This is a genomic window from Aeromonas sp. MaB10011B (genome assembly GCF_017939325.1).
GTDB classification, from domain to species: Bacteria; Pseudomonadota; Gammaproteobacteria; order Enterobacterales; family Aeromonadaceae; genus Aeromonas; species Aeromonas caviae.
Genome location: NZ_JAGKRK010000052.1, coordinates 39,466 through 61,419 on the forward strand (window position 1 = coordinate 39,466; position 21,954 = coordinate 61,419).

18 protein-coding genes and 2 tRNA genes are annotated in these 21,954 nt (G+C 63.1%); 9 read left to right on the top strand and 11 right to left on the bottom strand.

Going from position 1 to position 21,954, the window contains the following annotated elements:
- The first annotated feature begins 99 nt into the window (after window positions 1-99).
- Window positions 100-1,326, top strand: a complete 1,227-nt coding sequence (locus tag J9893_RS13240; RefSeq protein WP_161470657.1) for an exonuclease SbcCD subunit D C-terminal domain-containing protein — start codon at window positions 100-102, stop codon at window positions 1,324-1,326.
- Window positions 1,323-5,078, top strand: coding sequence for an AAA family ATPase (locus tag J9893_RS13245; RefSeq protein WP_210600581.1), 3,756 nt, complete (start codon window positions 1,323-1,325; stop codon window positions 5,076-5,078). Before J9893_RS13240 ends, J9893_RS13245 begins: the two co-directional genes overlap by 4 nt.
- Before the next feature lie 82 nt (window positions 5,079-5,160).
- Here J9893_RS13245 and J9893_RS13250 read toward each other — a convergent pair whose 3' ends face one another.
- The 5 genes from J9893_RS13250 to cysK all read right to left on the bottom strand — a co-directional run bounded on the left by J9893_RS13250 (window position 5,161) and on the right by cysK (window position 9,955).
- Complete coding sequence (locus J9893_RS13250; protein WP_053288243.1) at window positions 5,161-5,706, bottom strand: cytochrome b; 546 nt, start codon at window positions 5,704-5,706, stop codon at window positions 5,161-5,163.
- A gap of 254 nt (window positions 5,707-5,960) precedes the next feature.
- Window positions 5,961-6,470: a PTS glucose transporter subunit IIA gene (gene crr, locus J9893_RS13255; RefSeq protein ID WP_010673569.1), complete on the bottom strand. Its 510-nt coding sequence runs from the start codon at window positions 6,468-6,470 to the stop codon at window positions 5,961-5,963.
- A 43-nt stretch (window positions 6,471-6,513) separates the two neighbouring features.
- A complete protein-coding gene (gene ptsI / locus J9893_RS13260; RefSeq protein ID WP_041213301.1) occupies window positions 6,514-8,241 on the bottom strand; it encodes a phosphoenolpyruvate-protein phosphotransferase PtsI in 1,728 nt (575 codons plus the stop codon).
- A gap of 44 nt (window positions 8,242-8,285) precedes the next feature.
- A complete protein-coding gene (locus J9893_RS13265; protein ID WP_005303128.1) occupies window positions 8,286-8,543 on the bottom strand; it encodes an HPr family phosphocarrier protein in 258 nt (85 codons plus the stop codon).
- Window positions 8,544-8,986: 443 nt separating this feature from the next.
- Window positions 8,987-9,955: a cysteine synthase A gene (gene cysK / locus J9893_RS13270; RefSeq protein WP_041213300.1), complete on the bottom strand. Its 969-nt coding sequence runs from the start codon at window positions 9,953-9,955 to the stop codon at window positions 8,987-8,989.
- Window positions 9,956-10,118: 163 nt separating this feature from the next.
- On the opposite strand from cysK, the gene J9893_RS13275 reads away from it, so the two are divergent.
- The 3 genes from J9893_RS13275 to J9893_RS13285 are packed head-to-tail and all read left to right on the top strand — an operon-like array spanning window position 10,119 to window position 13,299.
- Window positions 10,119-10,961 carry a MoxR family ATPase gene (locus J9893_RS13275; RefSeq protein ID WP_210600582.1) on the top strand — a complete coding sequence of 281 codons (843 nt, stop codon included), beginning with the start codon at window positions 10,119-10,121 and terminating at the stop codon, window positions 10,959-10,961.
- Window positions 10,962-10,964: 3 nt separating this feature from the next.
- Window positions 10,965-12,122 carry a VWA domain-containing protein gene (locus J9893_RS13280; protein WP_210600583.1) on the top strand — a complete coding sequence of 386 codons (1,158 nt, stop codon included), beginning with the start codon at window positions 10,965-10,967 and terminating at the stop codon, window positions 12,120-12,122.
- A 55-nt stretch (window positions 12,123-12,177) separates the two neighbouring features.
- The gene (locus tag J9893_RS13285; protein WP_128273873.1) at window positions 12,178-13,299 is read left to right on the top strand and encodes a beta-ketoacyl-ACP synthase III; all 1,122 of its coding nucleotides are present in this window, start codon (window positions 12,178-12,180) and stop codon (window positions 13,297-13,299) included.
- A 69-nt stretch (window positions 13,300-13,368) separates the two neighbouring features.
- Here the strand turns inward: J9893_RS13285 and tsaA are convergent, their stop codons facing one another.
- On the bottom strand, window positions 13,369-14,073 hold the full coding sequence (gene tsaA / locus J9893_RS13290) for a tRNA (N6-threonylcarbamoyladenosine(37)-N6)-methyltransferase TrmO (protein ID WP_201936433.1): 705 nt from the start codon (window positions 14,071-14,073) through the stop codon (window positions 13,369-13,371).
- A gap of 316 nt (window positions 14,074-14,389) precedes the next feature.
- Between tsaA and J9893_RS13295 the strand changes: the two genes are divergently transcribed.
- Window positions 14,390-15,385: an NAD-dependent epimerase/dehydratase family protein gene (locus tag J9893_RS13295; protein ID WP_210600584.1), complete on the top strand. Its 996-nt coding sequence runs from the start codon at window positions 14,390-14,392 to the stop codon at window positions 15,383-15,385.
- A 70-nt stretch (window positions 15,386-15,455) separates the two neighbouring features.
- Here J9893_RS13295 and J9893_RS13300 read toward each other — a convergent pair whose 3' ends face one another.
- From J9893_RS13300 to cydD, 4 genes are all read right to left on the bottom strand, one after another.
- Window positions 15,456-15,842, bottom strand: a complete 387-nt coding sequence (locus J9893_RS13300; RefSeq protein WP_125117404.1) for a DUF488 family protein — start codon at window positions 15,840-15,842, stop codon at window positions 15,456-15,458.
- Window positions 15,843-15,850: 8 nt separating this feature from the next.
- Entirely contained in the window at window positions 15,851-16,222 is a 372-nt protein-coding gene (gene rcsF / locus J9893_RS13305) for an Rcs stress response system protein RcsF (protein WP_010673578.1), read from the bottom strand.
- Between the two features lie 107 nt (window positions 16,223-16,329).
- On the bottom strand, window positions 16,330-18,075 hold the full coding sequence (gene cydC, locus J9893_RS13310; RefSeq protein WP_182957638.1) for a cysteine/glutathione ABC transporter ATP-binding protein/permease CydC: 1,746 nt from the start codon (window positions 18,073-18,075) through the stop codon (window positions 16,330-16,332).
- Window positions 18,068-19,843 carry a cysteine/glutathione ABC transporter permease/ATP-binding protein CydD gene (gene cydD / locus J9893_RS13315; protein WP_210600585.1) on the bottom strand — a complete coding sequence of 592 codons (1,776 nt, stop codon included), beginning with the start codon at window positions 19,841-19,843 and terminating at the stop codon, window positions 18,068-18,070. The genes cydC and cydD overlap by 8 nt, the downstream gene beginning before the upstream one ends.
- Window positions 19,844-20,044: 201 nt before the next feature.
- On the opposite strand from cydD, the gene J9893_RS13320 reads away from it, so the two are divergent.
- Both J9893_RS13320 and J9893_RS13325 read left to right on the top strand, forming a co-directional pair.
- Window positions 20,045-20,118: transfer RNA gene (locus J9893_RS13320), tRNA-Gly, on the top strand.
- A gap of 94 nt (window positions 20,119-20,212) precedes the next feature.
- Window positions 20,213-20,287 (top strand) — tRNA-Gly (locus J9893_RS13325).
- Between the two features lie 136 nt (window positions 20,288-20,423).
- On the opposite strand, the gene arcA is transcribed toward J9893_RS13325, so the two are convergent.
- Window positions 20,424-21,143 (bottom strand): two-component system response regulator ArcA, encoded by a 720-nt coding sequence (gene arcA, locus J9893_RS13330; protein WP_010673581.1) that lies wholly within the window; start codon window positions 21,141-21,143, stop codon window positions 20,424-20,426.
- 385 nt (window positions 21,144-21,528) lie between these two features.
- Between arcA and J9893_RS13335 the strand changes: the two genes are divergently transcribed.
- Window positions 21,529-21,927 (top strand): DUF3293 domain-containing protein, encoded by a 399-nt coding sequence (locus J9893_RS13335; protein ID WP_201985009.1) that lies wholly within the window; start codon window positions 21,529-21,531, stop codon window positions 21,925-21,927.
- Window positions 21,928-21,954: the final 27 nt, after the last annotated feature.

A 21,954-nucleotide genomic window follows, 5' to 3' on the forward strand; every position in this document is an offset into this window, starting at 1 on the left:
GGGGCTGCCCCGGTTGAAAACGGGGGGCACCATCCTCATCTTGTCTCCATCCCGGGGCGCCCTCGCCCCCGCTCTCTTCTCCTTATCGAGCCGTTTTCCATGAAGATCCTGCACACCGCCGACTGGCACCTCGGTCATCAGCTTCACGGCCACGACCGTCGCTTCGAACACGACGCCTTCCTCGACTGGCTGGCCGACACCATCAAGCGCCGCGACATCGACGCCCTGCTGGTGGCGGGCGATCTGTTCGACACCGCCAACCCTCCCGCCAGCGCCTGGCAGCAGCTCTACCGCTTCCTGGCGCGGCTGCGCGCCGAGCACCCGGCACTGGAGATGGTGCTCATCGGCGGCAACCACGACTCCCCCTCCAAGCTGGATGCCCCCCATGAGCTGCTGCGCGCCTTCGACCTGCATCTGGTGGGCAGCATCAGTCGGGACGACGAGGGGCGCCTCGAGACTGAGCGCCTGCTGGTGCCGCTGCGAGGCAAAAACGGCGAGGTGGCCGCCTGGTGCGCCGCCGTGCCGTTTCTGCGCAGCAGCGATCTGCGCCCCGACGGGCTCGGCGAGGGGCAGGACAGACTCATCGAAGGGGTACGCCAGGTCTATGAGGCGGTGCTGAGCGAGGGGCGTGCGCGCTGCCATCCGGATCAGGTCCTCATCGCCATGGGCCACGCCTATCTGGCGGCGGGTCAGCTCTCCGAGCTTTCCGAGCGGCGGGTGCTCGGCGGCAACCAGCATGCCCTGCCTGCCGAGCTGTTTGCCGCCGCCGACTACACGGCGCTGGGTCACCTGCACCTGGCCCAGAGTCCGGCCGAGGGAGTGCACTACAGCGGCTCGCCGCTGCCGCTCTCGCTGGCCGAGGCGAATTACAACCATCAGGTGCTGGAGGTGACGTTTGAGGGGGGCAAGCTGGCCCGCCTTGAGCGGATCCCGGTGCCCCGGGCGGTGGAGATGATCCGGCTGCCCCAGAGCGGCCTCGACGAGGCGCTCAAGGCCATCGAGGCGCTGGCGCTGCCCGCTTGTCCGCAGCAGGCGCAGCCCTTCCTCGAGGTGCGGCTGCTGCTGCCCAAACCCGAGGCCCGCATCCGCGAGCGCGTGCTGGCCGCCATCGGCGACAAGCCGGTGCGCCTTGCCCGCATCACGACCAGTTATCAAGGCTCGGGCCAGGGGCTGGCGGATGGTGCCGGCCAGCGCCGGCTCGATGAGCTCTCCCCCACCGAGGTGTTTCGCCTCTGCTATCAGCGTCAGTTCGACGGGGAGCCGGAGGCCGAGCTGGTGGCGTCGTTTGAAGAGATCCTGGAGCAGGTGAAGGAGTCCAGCCAATGAAAATCTTGTCGCTGTCAGGGGAGAATCTGGCCAGCCTGACCGGTCAATTCACCATCGATTTTGCCGGTGGCGCCCTGGGGGCCGCCGGCCTGTTTGCCATCACCGGCAATACCGGCGCGGGCAAGAGTACCCTGCTCGATGCCATCTGTCTGGCGCTATACGACGAGATGCCGCGCTTTATCGCCAATCGCAAGAATGTCGCCGAAGTGGGCCGCATGGATGACGAGGAGAAGCTCAAGGCCAACGACGTGCGCGGCATCCTCAGCCGCGGCCACGCCAGCGGTTTTGCCGAGGTGCAGTTTCGCGGCTGCGACGGCCGCATCTGGCTGGCCCGCTGGGCGGTGCGCCGGGCTCGCAACCGCGCCGAGGGGCGCTTTCAGGCCCAGGAGCGCAGCCTGACCGACGTGGTGTCGGGCCAGGTATTCAGTGGCAGCAAGCGGGAGCTGCAGGATCGCATCGACGAGCTGGTGGGGCTCTCCTGGGAGCAGTTTCGCCGCGCCGTCATCCTGCCTCAGGGGGAGTTTGCCGCCTTCCTCAAATCGAGTGCCGACGAGCGTTCGGCCCTGCTCGAACGGATGACCGGCACCGAGCTCTACTCCGCCATTTCGGTCCAGACCCATGAACGGGCGCGGGAGGAGCTGCAGCAACTCGCCGCCATCAGCCAGCGGCTCGGCGACGTGGCGCTGATGGACGAGGCGACCCGCGAGCAGTGGGTGAGCCAGCAGGTCAGCCTCGCCACCAGCCTCAAACACGAGCAGCAGCAACAGCAACTGATGCAGGACTTGCGCGATCTCAACGGCCGCATCGCTGCGCAGTTGCAGGCCTGTCAGGAGGGAGAGGCGGCCCTTGCCGCGGCGGAGGCTGCCCACGGTGCGGCCGCTCCCGAGCGGGAGGAGTTCGCCCGCGCCGAGCAGGCCCAGGTGGCCCGCGCCGATCACGACGAGCTGGCTCGCCTCACCCTGGAGGTGCAGCAGCAGGAGAAGGCACTGGCCGAGCTTGGCCCCGAACTTGGCAAGCTGGAGGAGCAGACCCAGCAGAGCGCCCTCACCGAACAGCAACTGCTGGCGGAGAAGATCGCCGCCGAGCGCGAGTGGGGAGCCCTGCAGCCTGAACTCAAACGGGCGCAGGAGCTCGACACCCGCATTCGGGAAAAGCAGCAGCAACTGCAGAAGATCCAGCAGGAGGGGTCGCAGGAGCGGGAGGTGCAGCTCACTCTGGAACAGGGCTGGCGCCAGCAGCGCCAGCAGGTGGAGCAGCTCAAGGCCCAGCACCTGCAGTGGGGCGCCTGGCTTGAGGAGCACAAGGAGCTGGCGCCGGTGGCCCGCCAGTGGCAGCCCCTGCTCACCGCCATGCAGGATTGGGCCGAGGATGCCGACAGGCTGCAGCAACTGCTCACCCTGCGCGAGCACAAGCTGCGCGCCCTCAGGCAGTTGCAGCACCAGCTGGAGCAGGGGCAGCAGGAGCGCGACTACTGGCAGCGCGAGCAGGCGCGGCTGCAGCAACAGCAGCACGAATTGCAGGAGCAGCAATGGGAGGGGCACCTGGCCAAGGCGCAGGAGCAGTGGCAAGGGCAGACCGAACAACTGGGCCAGCTGCGCCAGCTGCTGGAGCTGGCGGACTATGGCCGCAATCACGGTGAGCAGCATGGTCGCCTGCAGCAGGAGATCGCCCAGCTGGAGCAGGCGCTCGGCAAGCTGGCCATCCTCGGCGACGAGCTGACGCCGGCCCGCGAGCGGCTCGCCCTGCAACGGGACGAGGCACGCCACGCGCTGGAACAGTCCCGTGCCATCGCCAGTTTCGAGCAGCATCGCCACATCCTGCGCGACGGTGAACCTTGCCCGCTCTGCGGCGCCGAGGAGCACCCCTATCACCAGAGCCAACCACAGGTGGCGGGCATTCTGGGGCAACTGGCGGAGCGTGCCCGCAGCCTGGAGCTTGAGTGGGATCGGCTCAATCACCAATACATTCAGTGCGAGAGCGAGCGCCAGGAGCTGGCCCGCCAGCTGGCGGTGCGTCAGCAACATCTGCCTGAGCTGGAGACGCGCGCCGAGCAACTGACCTTGCGCTGGCAACAGCTGGGAGGCGATACCCTGCTGGGCCATCCGCTGCCGCTGCGTCAGAGCCCGATCGAGTGGAACGAGTTGATGAGTACCCTGCTCGGCCGCGGCCAGAGTCTGGAGCAGGGGCTGGCCCGCAGCCAGCAGCAACTGCGCGAGGCCCAGCAGGGGCAGCAGCAGTTGCAGGCCGTGCGCCAGCAGCTGAGCCAGCTGGCCAGCCAGCACCAGCAGTTCGAGCAGCAGTGGCAGGAGGCCGACCGCCAGCGCATCGCCCTGGAAGGGGAGGTGAAGGGGATGGGCGAGCAGGAAACGACCCTGCGCCAGCGCCTTGAGCAGGGGGGCAGCCGGCTCGACGAGCAGATGGGAGGCCAGCCCTGGCGTCAGTGGCTGGGCAGCCAGCAGTGGCGCGAGTGGCAGCGGGCCTGCGAGGCCTGGCTGCACGGCCAGAGCGAGTGGGAGCGGCTGACCGGCGAGATTGCCAGCCTCACCCCGACCCTGAGTGCTCAGGAGGCGCGCTTGCAGACCCAGCGTGAGCTGCTGCACAAGCTCGAGCGCGACTACAAGGAACATGAACAGCAACGGCAGGGGCTGGTTACCAGTCGTGCCACCTGCCTGGGGGGGGAGGAGATTGCCCTGGTCGAGAGCCGCTGGCAGCAGCGGCTGCAGCAACTGGCCAGCGAGCTGGAGACGATGCAGGGGGCGGCCCGCACCCTGCGCGAGCGCCAGACCGAGCTCAAGACCCGTCTCAGCCATCTGGAGCAGGAGAAGCAGGTGAGCAGCCGGCGGCGACGGGAGGTGCTGGGGCGCTGGGCTGCCCACGCCAGCAGCCTCGGCATCGCCGAATATAATCTGCGCCGCCTGCTGGCCATGAGCCCGGATGAGCTCAAGGGGCGCCGCGCCGCCTTGCAGGCGCTGGAGGATGCCCGCGCCGAGGCGCGTACCCGTTTGACCGAGCGGCAGCGGGCGCTGGCGCTGGAGGAGAGCAAGCGGGATCGTTACCGCGAGCATCACCCCGAGCTGGCCGCGTTGGCGCCACAGGAGCTCGACAGCCGGCTGACGGCGCTGGAGGCGCACTGCCGCGCCCTCGACGAGCAGCTGTTCCAGTGCAAGAGCACGCTGGCCCAGGCCGAGGCGGCGGCCCTCAAGGCGGGCACCTTGCAGGAGGAGCTGGCTGCCCAGCAGGCGGTGGCGGATCATTGGCAGCGGCTCTGTGATCTCATCGGTTCTGCCAGCGGCGCCAAGCTGCGCACCTTCGCCCAGAGCCTCACCCTGGAGCGGCTGCTGCTGGAGGCCAACGCCCAGCTCGCCGAGCTCTCCCCCCGCTATCGGCTGGAGCGGGTGCCCGGCACCGATCTGGCGCTGCAGGTGGTGGATCTCGACATGGGGGACGAGGTGCGCTCGGTGGATTCCCTCTCCGGCGGCGAGAGCTTCCTGGTGTCGCTGGCGCTGGCGCTGGCCCTCTCCAGCCTGTCGTCGCGTCAGACCCAGGTCGAATCGCTGTTCATCGACGAGGGCTTCGGCACCCTCGATCCCGACAGTCTGGATCTGGCGCTCGCCAGCCTCGATTCCCTGCAGGCGGCCGGCCGCCAGATCGGGGTCATCTCCCACGTGCAGACCCTGGTGGAGCGGATCGGTGTGCAGGTGCGGGTGGAGGCCCTCGGCGGAGGTGAAAGCCGGGTGGTGTTGCCCGGCTGACGACGTGTCGCCCATGACCCTCCATGAACAAAAAGGCCCCTGTCACAGGGGGCCTTTTTGTTGGTGTGCAACCCGTTGCTGGTTATTTGCGCTCGGGCAGCATATTGGTCAGGGTGTTGTCCTTGAGCACATGGTGGTGGTAGATGGCTGCCGCTGCGTGCAGGGCAATCAGAGCATAGCCAATGTTGGCCAGCGTCTCGTGCAACTCCTTGATGGTGCCCTTCAGGCCGTCATCGGGGGCGATGAGGGCGGGGAGCGCCAGGCCGAAGAAGGGAATGGGCTTGCCCCCTGCGCTCAACAGCAGCCAGCCCAGCAGCGGGGTGAGGATCAGGAAGCCATAGAGCGCCAGATGGGCGAGCTTGGCCAGCGTGAGCATCAGGGGGGAGAGCTCGGGCACGATACGCGGTGAAGGGCTACCCACGCGCACCAGCAGGCGCACGACCACCAGCGCCAGGATCAGCAGACCCACCATGAAGTGAAACTCCTTCATCAGGTCGCGTCCGGCCGACCCTTTGGGGAAGATGTCCCTGAACTCCATCAGCGCATAGACGGCGATCATCAGCAGCAAGGTCAACCAGTGCAGCCCTATGCTCAGGCTGCCATAACGTTGTTCGGAATTTCTCAGCATCGTTGTCTCCTCGCCACTTAAGCGGCTTATCTCTTTTCATCCCGTCTCATATCGAGCCAAAGGACCCGCAGGTATCCCTCTTGAGGGTACTCGGCTTGCTTATGCCCGTGTTGATCTCGATAACATTTCTGCCTGTTTGCCGTCATGCTGACCTGTGCGGGAGCCCATGGAGTATCGGGGGATGGAAGGGGCAAAAAAAAACCGAAGCACCAGGCTTCGGTTTTTGGCGGTCGCTGGCGTCAGGCCAGGGCGCATTATTTCTTGATGCGGATCACCGGGGTTTCGCCCACGGTCACGGCGCCAGTCATCTTCACCAGCTCTTTGATCTCGTCCATGTTGGAGATGACCACAGGCGTCAGGGTAGACTTGGCTTTGGCTTCCAGAACGGCCAGATCGAACTCGATGATAGTGTCACCGCGCTTGACCTGTTGACCTTCCTGAGCGATACGGGTGAAACCTTCACCCTTCAGCTCGACGGTGTCGATACCGAAGTGAACGAACAGCTCGATACCAGAGTCGGACTCCAGAGAGAACGCGTGGTTGGTCTCGAAGATTTTGCCGATGGTGCCGTCGCACGGAGCAACCATCTTGTTGCCGGCCGGCTTGATGGCGATGCCGTCGCCGACGATCTTCTCGGCGAAGACGACGTCAGGCACATCTTCGATGGGGACGATTTCGCCGGACAGCGGAGCAAAGATTTCGATGCCGCCAGTGTCAGAACTGTCGTCGGAAACCAGTTTCTTCAGTTTGTCGAACAGACCCATAGTAAAAGCTCCTAGAGATGATTGTCGCTGTTTGCAGCCGATCTTAGCAGACTGCCTTCTGCTTAATAAAGTTATCTACGCACGCTTCGATTTCGGCGGCGGTGGCAAAGCTCAGCGCCTGGTCGGCCATGGCCTTCACATCTTCGAAGTTGGTGTTGCGGATAAGCTTCTTGATACGCGGTACAGAGATGGCGCTCATGGAGAACTCATCCAGACCCATACCCAGCAGCAGCAGGGTGGCGCGTTCGTCACCAGCCAGTTCACCGCACATACCGGTCCACTTGCCATTGTCATGGGAAGCGTCGATCACCATCTTGATCAGGGTCAGGACGGAGGGTGACAGCGGGTTGTACATGGCGGAAATCATCTCGTTACCACGGTCGACAGCCAGGGTGTACTGGGTCAGGTCGTTGGTACCGATACTGAAGAAATCCACTTCCTTGGCCAGATGATGAGCCATCACGGCCGCGGCCGGGGTCTCAATCATGATACCCACTTCGATGGATTCATCAAAGGCTTTGCCTTCGGCACGCAGTTCGGCTTTCAGCGTCTCCACGGTAGCCTTCAGGCTGCGGAACTCTTCGACGGAGATGATCATCGGGAACATGATGCGCAGTTTGCCGAAGGCAGACGCACGCAGGATGGCCCGCAGCTGGGCGTGCATGATGTCGGTGCGATCGAAGAAGATACGCACGGCACGCCAGCCCAGGAAGGGGTTCATCTCTTTCGGGAAATTCATGTAGGGCAGTTCTTTGTCGCCGCCGATGTCCATGGTACGGACGATGATCGGTTGATCCGGCATGGCTTCGGCCACTTCTTTGTAAGCCTTGAACTGCTCGTCTTCGGTCGGCAGCGCGTCACGGTCCATGAACAGGAACTCGGTACGGTACAGACCCACGCCTTCGGCGCCGTTGCGTATGGCACCCTCGGTATCCTTGACGGTCCCGATGTTGGCGCACACTTCGACCTGGTGGCCATCCAGAGTGATGGCAGGCAGGTCTTTGAGCTTGGCCAGCTCGTCCTTCTCTGCCTGGAACTGGGCCTGGAACTTCTTGGCTTCGTTCAACTGGTCGGCGGTCGGGTTGATGATGACCTGGTTGTTGATCGCATCCAGCACCAGCATGTCACCGTTCTTGACGCGCTCGGTGATGTCGTTGGTGCCCACGACGGCCGGCAGCTCCAGGGAGCGGGCCATGATGGAGGTGTGGGAGGTACGGCCACCGATGTCGGTGACGAAGCCCAGCACGTATTTCAGGTTGATCTGAGCGGTTTCAGACGGGGTCAGGTCTTTGGCGACCAGGATGACCTCTTCGTCGATGGTGCTCAGGTTGACAACGGCGATGCCCAGTACGTTCTTGACCAGACGGGTGCCGATGTCACGGAAGTCGGTGGCGCGCTCACGCAGATAGGGGTCATCCAGATCGGCCATCATCTTGGCGTACTGTTCGATCACCTCGTGAACGGCTCTGTCGGCAGAGGCCTTGTGTTCTTTGATGAAGGATCTGATATCCCCTTCCAGCTCTTCATCTTCGAGCAGCATGATGTGGCCTTCGAAGATGGCCTCTTTTTCTTCACCGAAGGTGCGACCGGCCATCTCTTTGATGGCTTCCAGCTGTGCGGCTGACTTGGTGCGGGCTTCGAGGAAGCGGTTGATCTCGGCATCAATCTGTTCGGCGGGAATCTTGCCCTGATTGATAACGATTTCATCTTCTTTCAGAAGAAGCGCCTTGCCGAATGCGATACCGGGGGACGCAAGAATGCCAGATATCATAATCCTTCCTATTAAAACGACTGTGGGGGAGGAATAAAGCTGGATTACTCCAGCTCGTCCATCAGGGCAACCAGCTTCTCAACGGCTTTCTGAGCGTCCGGGCCGTCAGCCTGGATGGTCACGTTGGTGCCTTTGGTCAGACCCAGGGTCTGGAGCTTGAACAGGCTCTTGGCGCTGGCGGATTTGCCACCGGAGACCACAGTGATCTCGCTTTGGAATTCTTTGGCTTCTTTCACGAACTGAGCTGCAGGACGGGTGTGCAGGCCGTTTTCAGCAGTAATAACAACAGACTTCTCGTACATGGTTTCACCCCATATTATTGATATTGTTTGGAGAGATGGTCGCCAATGAGGCTTCCTGTCTCACCGTGTCAGTATGGATATGTTGTAAAGTAACGAAATCAGACCTGCAATGGTTTAATCCAGGTCAATTTTCTGTGCAGTATTCGGCGTCGTGGCCAGGTATTTTTTCGCTATCAGGCTGCAAGCCGCGTCAGGCCTGGCCTGAAATTATTTTATAACGAAAAATAACACTTTGTTACCTTGTGATACCTTGCCAGCAAACACCTCGTGACGCCGCACAGGATATGAGATTTATCACAGAATGTCTGCTTTTTTTGTCATATCCAAGTTTGTTATTTTACCCCAAAAAATAAGGGGCCGAGTGGCACTGGTGGCTAGAGAGTTTAGCGCATAATGAAAACGGCGCTCCGAGGAGCGCCGTCGTTTTGGTGTTGGCTGATCAACTACTGCTGCAATTCCTGCTCGCTGAACACACCGGCGAAGAGGGCGCTGGAGAGGTAACGCTCGGCGGCGCTCGGCAGGATGACGACAATCGTTTTCCCTTCGAACTCCGGCAGCTCGGCCAGACGGTTGGCAGCGACCACGGCAGCGCCGGAGCTGATACCGGCCAGGATCCCTTCCTCTTCCATCAGGCGGCGGGCCATCTCGATGGCTTCGTCACTGCTCACCTGCTCGACCCGGTCCAGCAGGCTCAAATCCAGGTTGCCCGGGATGAAGCCGGCGCCGATGCCCTGGATCTTGTGGGGACCGGGCTTTATCTCTTCACCCGCCAGTTTCTGGCTGATGACGGGGGATTCGCTGGGCTCGACCGCCACGGAGACGATGGCCTTGCCTTTGGTCTTCTTGATGTAGCGGGAGACCCCGGTGATGGTGCCGCCGGTGCCGACGCCCGCCACGAACACATCCACTTCGCCATCGGTGGCGTCCCAGATCTCGGGGCCAGTGGTCTGCTCGTGGATTTCCGGGTTGGCCGGGTTTTCAAACTGTTGCAGCAGCACGTACTTGCCCGGCTCGGATTCGAGGATCTCGTTGGCCTTGGCAATGGCGCCCTTCATGCCGAGGGGGCCTTCGGTCAGCACCAGGTTGGCACCCAGGGCCTTGAGCAGTTTGCGGCGCTCCAGGCTCATGGTGGCCGGCATGGTCAGGGTGATGGGATAGCCGCGGGCCGCAGCCACGAATGCCAGGGCAATGCCCGTGTTGCCGCTGGTGGGCTCAATGATCTCCTTGCCCTTGGTCAGCACGCCGCGTTTCTCGGCATCCCAGATGAGGTTGGCACCGATCCGGCACTTGACGCTGAAGCTCGGGTTGCGGCTCTCGATCTTGGCCAGCACGCGGCCCTTGGTAACACGGTTGAGACGAACAAGCGGGGTGTTGCCTATGGTCTGGCTGTTGTCCTCAAAAATTTTGCTCATGGTGCTATCCCTGTGTTTGTTAAGGCGATGAAACAAGATTACCCTGTGGTTTCTGAATGAGAAGTGACGAATCGTTATAACAATATGTTATTACAACATATAGAACTTATTCTCTCTTGCCGAGGGGGCTCCCGCTGCCTGGGCATCCAATGGAAGGGATCTCATGGGATTTGCAGGAAGCGATCGCTATCTCGCATCACAGGCACTGAAGATGGCCGTCGATGCCGCCATCGTGCTGGAGAAGCCGCTGCTCATCAAGGGTGAGCCCGGTACGGGCAAGACAGTGCTGGCGGAGGCGGTGGCCGAATCCCTGGGCGCCGAGCTCATCAGCTGGCACATCAAGTCCACCACCAAGGCCCAGCAGGGGCTCTACGAATATGATGCCGTCGCCCGGCTGCGAGACTCCCAGCTCGGCGACCCCAGGGTAGGGGAGATAGGCCACTACATCCGCCGGGGCAAGCTGTGGCAGGCCTTCAGCGCAGATCAGCGGCCAGTGCTGCTCATCGATGAAATCGACAAGGCGGACATCGAGTTTCCCAACGATCTGCTGCTGGAGCTGGATCGGATGGAGTTCGATGTCTACGAGACCGGCGAGCGCGTGAAGGCGCGCCAGCGCCCCGTGGTCATCATCACCTCCAACAACGAAAAAGAGCTGCCGGACGCCTTCCTGCGCCGCTGTTTCTTCCACTACATCCGCTTTCCCGACAAGGCCGAGATGCAGGCCATCGTCAAGCTCCATTACCCCGACCTCAAGGAGCGGCTGCTGGACGAGGCGATGACGCTTTTCTTTGAGCTGCGTGCGGTAGAGGGGCTGCGCAAAAAACCGTCCACCTCCGAGCTGCTGGACTGGATCCGGCTGTTGTTGGCCGACGATATCGCCCCCGAGGCCCTGCGCACCCGTGAGCCCGGCAAGCTGGTGCCCGCTCTCTACGGTGCCCTGCTCAAGACCGAGCAGGACCTGCATCTGTTTGAGAAGCTCGCTTTTCTGGCCAGACGCGGCAGCTGACCCATGCTGATCGACTTTTTTACCCATCTGCGCCGTCACAAGCTCCCCTGCAGCCTGCGCGAATTGCTGGACTTGCACGCGGCGCTGGCTGCCCAGCTGGCCAGCCTCGACATGGACGAGTTCTACCAGCTATCCCGCTGCCTGCTGGTGAAGGATGAGGCGCACTACGATCGCTTCGATCGCGCCTTCGCCGAGTATTACGAGGGATTGGCCGCCATCCCCCTGTTGCCGGAGAGCCTGCCTGACGACTGGCTGCGCCAGGAGTTCGAGCGACTGTTAAGCCCGGAGGAGAAGGCGTTGCTCCAATCCCTCGGCGGGCTCGACCAGCTGCTGGAGACCCTCAACCAGCGGCTAAGCGAGCAGAAAGCGCGCCACGCGGGCGGCAACAAGTGGGTCGGCACCGGGGGCAGCAGCCCGTTCGGTCACGGCGGCTATCACCCGGAAGGGATCCGCATGGGGGGAGAGGGCCAGCACGGGCGGGCGACCAAGGTGTGGGAGGCGCGCCACTTTCGCAACTTCAGTGACGACTCGCCCCTGGGGCAGCGCGCCATCCAGCTCGCCCTGCGCAAGCTCAGGCGCTGGGTGCGCCGGGGCAATCCCGACGAGCTGGATCTCGACGACACCATCCAAAGCTCGGCCAGGCAAGGCTGGCTCGATGTGAAGCTGCGGCCCGAGCGCCACAACGGGGTCAAACTGCTGGTCTTCTTCGACGTAGGGGGCTCCATGGATGCCCATGTGGCCGAGGTACAGCGCCTCTTCTCGGCCCTGCGCCACGAGTTCAAGCACCTGGTGTTCTTCTATTTTCACAACTGCCTCTACGACTTCGTCTGGCAGGACAATGCCAGGCGCCTTGATGATCGGCTCGATACCCTGCGGCTGCTGCGTACCTACGGCAGCGACTACAGGGTGGTGGGGGATGCGAAGATGGGCCCCTATGAAATCACCTGGCCAGGTGGCAGCGTAGAGTACTGGAACGAGGAGCCCGGCCAGGTGTGGCTCGGGCGCCTGCAACAACATTTCCCCAAGATGGTGTGGGTCAATCCGCTGCCAAGGCAGGAGTGGCTGTGGCACCCCTCCATCAAGTTGATGAACGAATTGATCGGCGGGCGGATGCACCCGCTGACCCTGGCGGGTCTGGCTGCGGCCATCGACCAGCTGTGACCCTCTGAACCCTAAAAAACAGACAAGCCGGGATTGCACCCGGCCAGGAGCAAAGATGACCTCTATCGTAATCAGTGGCTCAGGCCTCTATACCCCTCCTTTTGCCGTCAGCAATGAAGCGCTGGTGGCGGCCTTCAACCAGTACGTGGATCTCTACAACGAGGAGAACGCCTCCGCCATCGATGCAGGGCAGCTGCCTGCCAAACAGCACTCGAGCTGCGAGTTCATCGAGAAGGCCTCCGGCATCAAGAGCCGCTATCTGGTGAGCAGCGAGGGGGTGCTTGATCCCGACATCATGCAGCCGCTCATGGCGGAGCGCCCGGACGATCAGCCCTCCATCATGGTGGAGATGGCGGTGGCGGCCGCCGAGCAGGCGCTGATTGCCGCCGGTCGTGAACCGGGGGAGATCGATCTTGTCATCGTCGCCGCCTCCAACATGCCACGCCCCTACCCGGCGCTGGCCATCGAATTGCAGCACTATCTCGGCGCCAGCGGCCTGGCGTTCGACATGAACGTGGCCTGCTCTTCCGCCACCTTCGGGATCAAGACCGCCGCAGACATGCTGGCGGCAGGCACCGCCCGGCTGGCGCTGGTGGTCAATCCGGAGATCTGCTCGGGTCACCTCAACTTCCGTGATCGGGACAGTCACTTCATCTTCGGCGACGCCTGTACCGCCGTGCTGCTGGAACGGGAGGCCGATTGCCAGGTGGCCAACCCCTGGCAACTGGTGGCCAGCAAGCTGGTGACCCAGTACTCCAACAACATCCGCAACAACTTCGGCTTCCTGAACCGGCTCAGCCCGCGCACCCGCTACGGCGACGACAAGCTGTTCCGCCAGCAGGGGCGCAAGGTGTTCAAGGAGGTGCTGCCCCTGGTGTGCGATCAGATAGCCTCCCAGCTGGCGGAGCAGGGATGGGCGGCCGATGGCTTGAGCCGGCTCTGGCTCCATCAGGCCAACCTCACCATGAACCAGTTCATCGGCCGCAAGTTGCTGGGCCATGACGCCAGCCAGCAGGAGGCGCCTGTCATCCTCGATCGCTACGGCAACACCAGCTCGGCGGGTTCCATTATCGCCTTCCACCTCTTCAACCAGGATCTGCCGAGCGGGGCTCGCGCGGTGCTCTGCTCCTTTGGGGCCGGTTACTCCATCGGCAGCCTGCTGCTGCAGCGGCGCTGAGCACCCTGTTTTGCCCATAAAAAAGCCACCCGGGAGGGTGGCTTTTTTCATGCTGCCCGAGAGGTTTTTTCAAGCAGGTTCGATGGTCAGCACCTGACATTGCGGTTCTTTTATCTGAAATTGCACGTTCACATCGAACAATCTGACACCGTACACCTTGTCATCCGGCTTGCCCTTCTTGTAAGCAGGGCGGGGATCCTGGGCCAGCACCTCCCTCACCAGTTCACGCAGCTCCGGGTGGGCCTTGAGCCAGGGGGCGAGCTGCTGCTCGGCCTGGGCGCTGAAGCTCACCGCCAGCGGCGGGGTAGGGGCATCGGGGGCGAAACCGCCACGGGCGTGGGGCAGGCTGTCGGCATAGGGGACATAGGGCTTGATGTCGACAACGGGGGTGCCGTCGAGCAAGTCCACGGCGCCCAGCTCGAGCCAGAGCTTGCCGCGCTCACGTCCCACCCCGTGCAGTTCGACCACGGAGAGGCCGAGGGGGTTGGGGCGGAAGGTGGAGCGGGTGGCAAAGACCCCGACCCGCTCGTTGCCTCCGAGGCGCGGCGGGCGCACCGTCGGGTGCCAGCCCTGATCCATGGTCTGGTGAAACACGAAGCTGATCCAGAGATGGGAGAATTGCTCGATGCCGCGCAGCGCATCGGGCTGATCGTAGGGAGGAAGCAGTTCGAGGCGGGCGCGAGCCGCGCTGACCAGGCCGGGCTGGCGGGGTATGGCGAACTTCTCCTTGTAGGGAGAGCGGATGATCCCTAGGGTATCGATATCGAACTTCATGGCGGATCCTAGCTGAAAACCCGGGCAATGTAGCACAGGCACGCCGAAAACGCAGGGGGAGCACCAGGACGCGGCCCCTGTGATCCCGATCCCAGACCCGGTGCCCGGGGGCTGTGTCCTGGTGCCAACTTGCGTAGGGTGGGGCGGCAAAAGGGGTGGCGGGGGAGCGGGCAAGGAGCCTGCTGCCCGCACCATGACGATATGCCTGGCGGCATCAGAGCGTGCCTGGGACGTGTACTCACCATGCCAGGCCATGGCCGTTTCGGCTGCCCGTGGAGGGGCTGCAAGGAGAGGGCGCCATAGAGGAGAGACAGGGATGAAATTGTTGATTATCGGCGGCACCGGCTTTCTGGGTCGCCACCTGACCACGCTGGCCCTGGATTGGGGGCACGAGGTGACGCTGTTCAATCGCGGCCACCGCCAGCACCCGGATTGGCGGGAGCTGACCCAGCTTCACGGGGACAGAGACGGGGACCTGGCCCCCTTGCGGGGCGAGGGGCGGCACTGGGATCTGGTCATCGACACCTGCTGCTATCGTCCCGAACAGGCCGAAGGACTCTCTGACGCTCTGCTGGGGCGCTGTGATCGGCTCATCTTCATCTCCACCATCAGTGTCTATCGCGATTTTTCCCAACCCGGCATGGATGAGTCGGCCCCCTTGCACGAGATGGCAGGAGCGCTCACCGACTACGGCCCCCTCAAGGTGCTGTGCGAGTCGGTGTATCGCGCCCGCTGGGGAGATCGCCTGTGCACCCTGCGCCCCGGCGTGCTCTGCGGCCCCTTTGACCCGACCGCTCGTCTTGCCTGGTGGGTGAGGCGGGTGCAGCGGGGCGGGCACTGGCTCTTGCCAGGGCTGGGGGAGGACAGGCTGCAATACCTGGATGTGCGCGACTGCGCCGAGTTCGTGCTGCGGGCTGCCGAGCAGCGACTCGCTGGGTGCTTCAACCTGATCAAGCCCGGCATCGCACTGAACGACTGGGTGGAGCGCCTCGCTGCCCGGCTGACGCCAGCGACCCCCTTGCAGCTCGAGTGGGCTCCCTGGCGTGACCTGATGGCGGCAGGGGTGGCGCCCTGGCAAAGCTATCCCACACTGCTGCCAAACGAGCTGCCGGAGTATGCTGGGTATGGCACCATCAGCGCCGAGGCCGCCATCGTCCATGGGCTGAACTTTCGCCCCCTGGAGGAGACGGTTGACGATCTGGTGGTATGGCTTGCCAGCAACCCCCGGGGGCCGCTGCCGGGCATGACCCCTGATGAGGAACAGGCCCTGCGACGACGAGTGGAGGTTTCCTTGTCATCGAATGCGTACTAGCCGACATCATAAAGAAGAGGGCACCCCGGGGTGCCCTCTTCTCATGTGGGGTGTTCATCCATGACGGGGCTCAGCGCAGCAATGCCCCCGCCTCGGCCAGCAGGGTCCTCAGCACACTGCGATGGCACCGGGACTCCTGTTCGCAGTAGCACCCCACCGAGAAATGGGTGGTGTGGGAGAGGGCAGCCAGCAGGGCCAGATCGTGCCTCGCGGCCGGGGCGGCCATCTCGGCCTTGTACTGCTTGCAGAAGGCGGTCCACCGGGCCGGGGTGTCGGCAGTCTGACCGAGTTTCATGGTCTCGGCGCTGGGGGCCAGATTGGGGAACCAGACGTCGTACCAATCCTGGCTGGCGAACGCCGCTTTGGGCACGCCGCGAGGGGGGCGACGCACGGTGCCGATGCGAAGTCCCTCATCCTCGAGGCGGGGGCTGCCGAGTCGCACGATGGCGATCGCCATGGCAGGACTTACTTCTCTTCGGCCACTTTCAGCGCCTGACCGTAGCAGATCACCTGCTTCAGGCAGCCGGGCACGTCGCTGAACTCGGCGCACTTGTCGAAGCTGACGCCGTTGCCCCCCATGTCCGCCACGCGGCGGCGGGCCAGGGTGCGGGCTTCACCGGCATTGGGCACCGCCTGGTTGGCATCGCTCTGGCAGGATTCCCCCTCGACGGTGCCGAGGTAGAGGTAGTTGAGGTCGGCGAGCTCGCTCTGCTCGTAGATCCGCACGCTCCCCGGCTTGAAGTACTCGTCGAAGTTTTCCTTGTCCAGATTGCTGTTGAAGGCGAAGTCGGCGCAACCGGAGGCAATCAGGGGCATCATCAGGATCAGGCGTTTCATATCGGCATCTTGTTGGGTGGCGAGTGGGCCATTATAGGGGGCAGTCGCCGATGGCGACCAGCCCCATTTTTAGCCATATCAATGGATTGTAGCGAGACGATCCCGGATCAGGCGGGGGCCAGCCGCCGGTGCAGGCTGCGGTAGTGATCATCTTCCAGCAGCTCCTGGTGGGGGGCACACAGACGGATGCGACCCTCTTCCATCAGGGCTACCCTGTCCATCCGTTCCAGCCCCAGCAGGCGGTGGGAGATGAGCAGCAGGGTGCGATCCGCCCCCAGGGTCAGCAGCAGATCCATGATCTCCCGTTCGGTCTGGGTGTCGAGCCCTTCGGTGGGCTCGTCCAGCAGCCAGAGCGGTGCATCGTGGAGCAGGGCGCGGGCGATGCCGATGCGGCGGCGCTCCCCGCCGGAGAGCGGACGCCCGCCATCCCCGAGCCAGGCATCCAGTCCCTGTTCGGCCTGCTCACCCTCATCGCGCAGCAGAGTCCCGAGCCCCACCTGGGTGAGCACCTCGATGAGCCGTTCATCGCTGGCTCCGGGGGCGGCCAGGGTGAGGTTGCCACGCAGGGTATCGGCAAACAGGTGGACCCGCTGGCTCACCACGGAGCAGGAGGCGCGCAGCGCCTCTTCGCTGTAATCGGTGAGGGGCTTGCCATCGAGCAGGATCTCCCCCGATAGGGCCGTCCATTCCCGGGTCAGCAACCCCATCAGGGTGGACTTGCCACAGCCGGTCTGCCCCAGCAGCGCCAGCTTCTCCCCGGCATGCAGTTGCAGGGTGCACCCTTGCAGCACGGGAGCATCCTGGCCTGGATAGGTGAAATGCAGGTCGCTTATGTGCACGGCACCCCGGGCAGCGGGGGCTTGCTGTGCGCCCCACTCCGGCGCCTTGGCCTCTTGCAGGATCTCGTTGAGACGGCGGGCGGAGGTGAGGCTGGTGGAGAGGTGCTGGAAGGCACCGGCCAGCGGCAGCAGCGCCTCGAAGCTCGCCAGGGTAGCGAACACCATGAGTGCCGTGATGGGGTCAGGGGCACTGCCACCGACGCCGTGACCGGCCAGCCAGAGCATCAGGGTCAGAGTCCAGCCGCTCAGCAACTGCACCGAGAAGGCGGCCAGGCCGCTGACGCGGGCCATGCGGGCCTGGGCCCGGATCAGGGCCTGCTCCGCCTGCTGCAATCCGGTGAGCGCCTCGGGAGCGGCGGCGAACATCTGCAGTTCGGCCTGGCCGTCCAGATAGTCCACCATGCGGGTACGCAGGTTGGACTTCTCGGCGATGAGCTGGCGGCCCGGCGCGCGCCCGGCAAAATAGAAGACCAGGGGCAAAGCCAGCATGCCAAAGAGCAGAATGGCTCCCAGCGTCAGCGCCAGGCGACCATCGAAGAAGGAGAGGAAGAAGACCAGCCCGGCGCAGCTCAGCAGCGCCGCCCCAATGGGGGTGATGAGGCGCAGATAGACGTGATCCATGGCGTCGATGTCGGCCACCAGACGGTTGAGCAGGTCAGCCTGGCGAAAACCGGCAAGGGAGCCGGGGGAGAGAGGGGAGAGCTTTTGCCAGAACCAGACCCGCAGCCGGGTCAGCACCCGGAAGGTGGCGTCGTGGCTCACGACCCGCTCGCCCCAGCGACTGGCGGTGCGCACGATGGAGAAGAAACGCACGCCCCCCGCAGGGGTCATGTAGTTGAAGGTGTCTCGGGTGGCGACCGCCAGCCCGGCGACGGCGGCGGCGGAGAGGAACCAGCCGGAGAGGGAGAGCAGGCCCATGCCGGCCACCAGGGTGACCAGGGCCAGCAGCAGGCCGATGGAGAGGCTGAGCCAGTGCTGGCGATAAAGGCGCAGGAACGGCAATAGATCAGTCATCGAGAGAGTCTCCGAAACCTTGGGATTGCGACAGGAGGCGGGCGAAGGGGCCCTCTGCCTCGCCGAGTGCGGCAAAACGTCCCTGCTCCACCAGCTTGCCGTGCGCCAGCACCAGGATGTTGTCCATCTGGCTGAGCTGATCGAGGCGGTGGGTGATCATCAGCAGGGTCTGACCTTGTGCGGCTTGTTCGAGGGCGCTCAAAACGGCCCGCTCAGAATGGCGATCCAGGCTGGCAGTGGGTTCATCCAGCACCATCATCTGGGTCGTCTTGAGCAGGGTACGGGCAAGGGCGATGCGCTGGGCCTGGCCGACGGAGAGGCCGCCCGCCTGATCCCCGACCCGATAGTCCAGCCCTTTCTCATTGACGAACTCCCAAGCCTGGGCGCGCTTGAGCGCGGATTCCAGCTCGGCGTCGCTGGCGGATGGTCTGGCCAGCAGCAGGTTGTCCCGCAGGGAGCTGTGGAAGAGTTGGGGATTCTGGGAGAGCCAGCCTAGCTGTTGGCGCCACTGGCTGATGTCCAGGGTACGAAGCTCCACTCCGTTGACGCGCAGGGAACCGCGATAGGGGGCAAAACCGAGCAGGGCATTGACCAGGGAGCTCTTGCCCGCGCCGCTGATGCCGACCAGGGCGGTGCGCGTGCCGGCTTCCAGCGTGAAATCGAGAGGACCGACCAGCACCTTGCCCTCGGCGCTCAGCACTTCCAGGCTGCGGGCTTCTACCTTGACGGGGCCATCCGCATGGAAGGGGTGCGTCCCGGAGGCGGGTTCGCTCACGTCGGCCTCGAGAAATTCCAGCAGTTGTTCGGCGGCGCCAATGGCCTGTGCCTTGGCGTGATAGTGGGCACCGAGTTCCCGCAGCGGCGCGTAGAACTCGGGGGCGAGGAAGAGCACGAACAGGCCGGTAAAGAGGGTGACCTTGACGCCATAGCTGCCAAAGTTGAGGTGATCGATGTAGGAGAAACCGAAGTAGACGGCCACCAGGGCCACCGCGATGGCGGCGAAGAACTCCAGCACGGCCGTGCTCAGGAAGGCGAGGCGCAGCACCTCCATGGTGCGCTCGCGAAAATCTTCCGATGCATCGCGGATGGCCTCCCCTTCCGCCCGGGTACGCATGAAAAGCTGCAGGGTGCGCAGCCCCTTGAGGCGATCGAGGAAGTGACCTGAGAGGCGCGCCAGCGACTGGAAGTTGCGGCGGTTGGCATCGGCGGCGCCCACCCCTACCAGGATCATGAAGAGGGGAATGAGGGGGGCCGTGCCGAGCAGAATGAGGCCCGCCGCCCAGTTGACCGGGAACACGGAGACCAGGATCACCAGGGGAATAAAGACGGCGATGGCCATCTGGGGCAGATAACGGGAGAAGAAGTCCTGCATCTCTTCGATCTGCTCGAGCAGCAGGCTGGCCCAGCTACCGGCGGGGCGACGCTGGATATAGGCAGGGCCGAGCCTGGCGAGGCGGGTGAGCACCAGCTTGCGGATGGCCTGGCGCACCGCACTGCCCGCCTTGAAACTCGCCACCTCGCGGCCATAGGCCAGTGCCGCCTTGGTCAGGGTCACCAGCAACAGACTGATGAAGAGGGGGGCGGAGTGCTCCGGCGTTGTGCCTTCGATGATGAAACCGTGCAGCAGGGTCGCCAGCAACCAAGCCTGCATCACCATCAGGACGCCCTGACCCAGCCCGAAGGCGATGGAGATGCCGATCCAGCGCCGACCATGGCCCGATTGTTTGCGCAACCAGCCATAGAGATGTTTCTGTCTGTTCTTGTCCATTACCACCCTCCTCAAACGAGTGGCGCAAGACTATCGTCGCCCCCACGGCTTGGCAACCTTGCAGAACCGGGCGGATGAACATCATTGTGTGAAAAATCGGCTTCATGCTCATTAGTTGGCCGAACAGCTTGATTTATGGCAAAAAATGCGAGGTCGGTGATTGCGCTCGGCGGCAAAATGCATATAGTAGAGGCCACTGACGCGGGTGTAGTTCAATGGTAGAACGGTAGCTTCCCAAGCTGCATACGTGGGTTCGATTCCCATCACCCGCTCCACATTCCAGATAGCGGCATGCGCCGTTGTCCATATCAGCCAGATGGCTGTCTGTCGTGGGGATTCCCCATCACACCAAGCAAGTTTTGATGCCTAGCGGGCATCGTATAATGGCTATTACCTCAGCCTTCCAAGCTGATGATGCGGGTTCGATTCCCGCTGCCCGCTCCAGTCTTCACACAAAAAGCCCACTCCTGCGAGTGGGCTTTTTGTTGTGTACTTTTTGAGGGGGCAAGTTGCCTGGGGGCGACTTGCAGACATGGAAAAGGCGCCACAGGGCGCCTTTTCAACTCGGGAGTGGGGAGGATTACTCCTGCTCCAGCTCGCCGCAGAAGCGATAGCCTTCGCCATGGATGGTGGCGATGATCTCCGGGGTATCGCCCACGCTCTCGAAGTGCTTGCGAATACGGCGGATGGTCACGTCGACGGTGCGGTCGTGGGGCTTGAGTTCGCGGCCCGTCATCTTCTTGAGCAGCTCGGCACGGGTCTGGATCTGGCCGGGGTTCTCGCAGAAATGCAGCATGGCGCGGAACTCGGAGCGGGGCAGCTTGAACATGTCCCCTGCCGGGCTGACCAGGGCGCGGCTGTTGATGTCCAGGGCCCAGCCATTGAACAGATAACGTTCCACCAGCTTCTTCTCTTCGCCACCGGCGGCCACGTTCATGGTGCGGCTCAGCAGGTTGCGGGCACGGATGGTCAGTTCACGGGGATTGAACGGCTTGGTGATGTAGTCATCTGCGCCGATCTCCAGCCCCAGGATCTTGTCCACTTCGTTGTCGCGACCAGTCAGGAACATCAGGGCGATGTTGTCATCTTCACGCAACTCGCGCGCCAGCAGCAGGCCGTTCTTGCCCGGCAGGTTGATGTCCATGATCACCAGGTTGATGGTGTGGCTGGTCAGGGCCTGGTGCATCTCGTCACCGTTGTTGGCTTCCAGCACGATGTAGCCTTCGGCTTCGAAGATGCTCTTGAGGGTGTTGCGGGTGACCAGCTCGTCTTCGACGATCAGAATATGTGGTGTTTGCATGAGTATTCCCAGATTCTTATCAGTTAATTATCGAAATTTTAACACTCTTTGGCGTTATCCGACCGGTCCTGAAAATTTATTACGTCATCCTGGGTATGAATATCAGGTCGAATCATCGCGAATTTGGTAACTATGTCGGCAAGCATCCCTGTGCCGTACATGGGCTCTCAACAAGTCTGAACAAGAGAAGCCCGGAGAGGTAGTCCATTACAAAAGTTGCTGCATTTTATCAGTTAACAGGCGCATAACAACACTCTTTGCCGTCAGATAGCAACTTTTTAACTCAGCTTTGATATAAGTCAATCCCCGAGTTCGCTGCATCATACTTGGGCTGACCCGCTTTTTCGCCCTTAATAAATGTAATGGGATGTAACATGTGGTTGACATGACTTTGTGGGAAAACTACAGAAAAGTGTGCTTCATCGCCCCCTTTGCGCCTCCCAGCTGCCCAGCCTATGCCATTGTCACGGCCTGGAACCCGGCCAGCCGGTGGGTGGGGCTGCGCCGCAATGCCCGTCGCCAGCGAGCCCTTGTCCGGCAAGTGGGCGACTGTCCCGTCATGGGAGAGGTCTGGGGGAGCGATGAGGATGAGCGCTGGCAGGAGGCGTCGCTGTTGTTGCCGCTTTCGCAGTCAGAGGCGATCCGGCTGGCCGCCCGATTTGGCCAGAATGCCCTCTATTGGGTGCGTGAAGGAGAGCTCTGGCTGGTGCCCGTGTTGCTGGAAGGGACGCCCTGTCATCTGGGGGCGCTTGCGTCCCGCTGGCGGTTCAGGCCTTCGGGCTGACATGGCCCCCCGCCATCCGGACAGGGC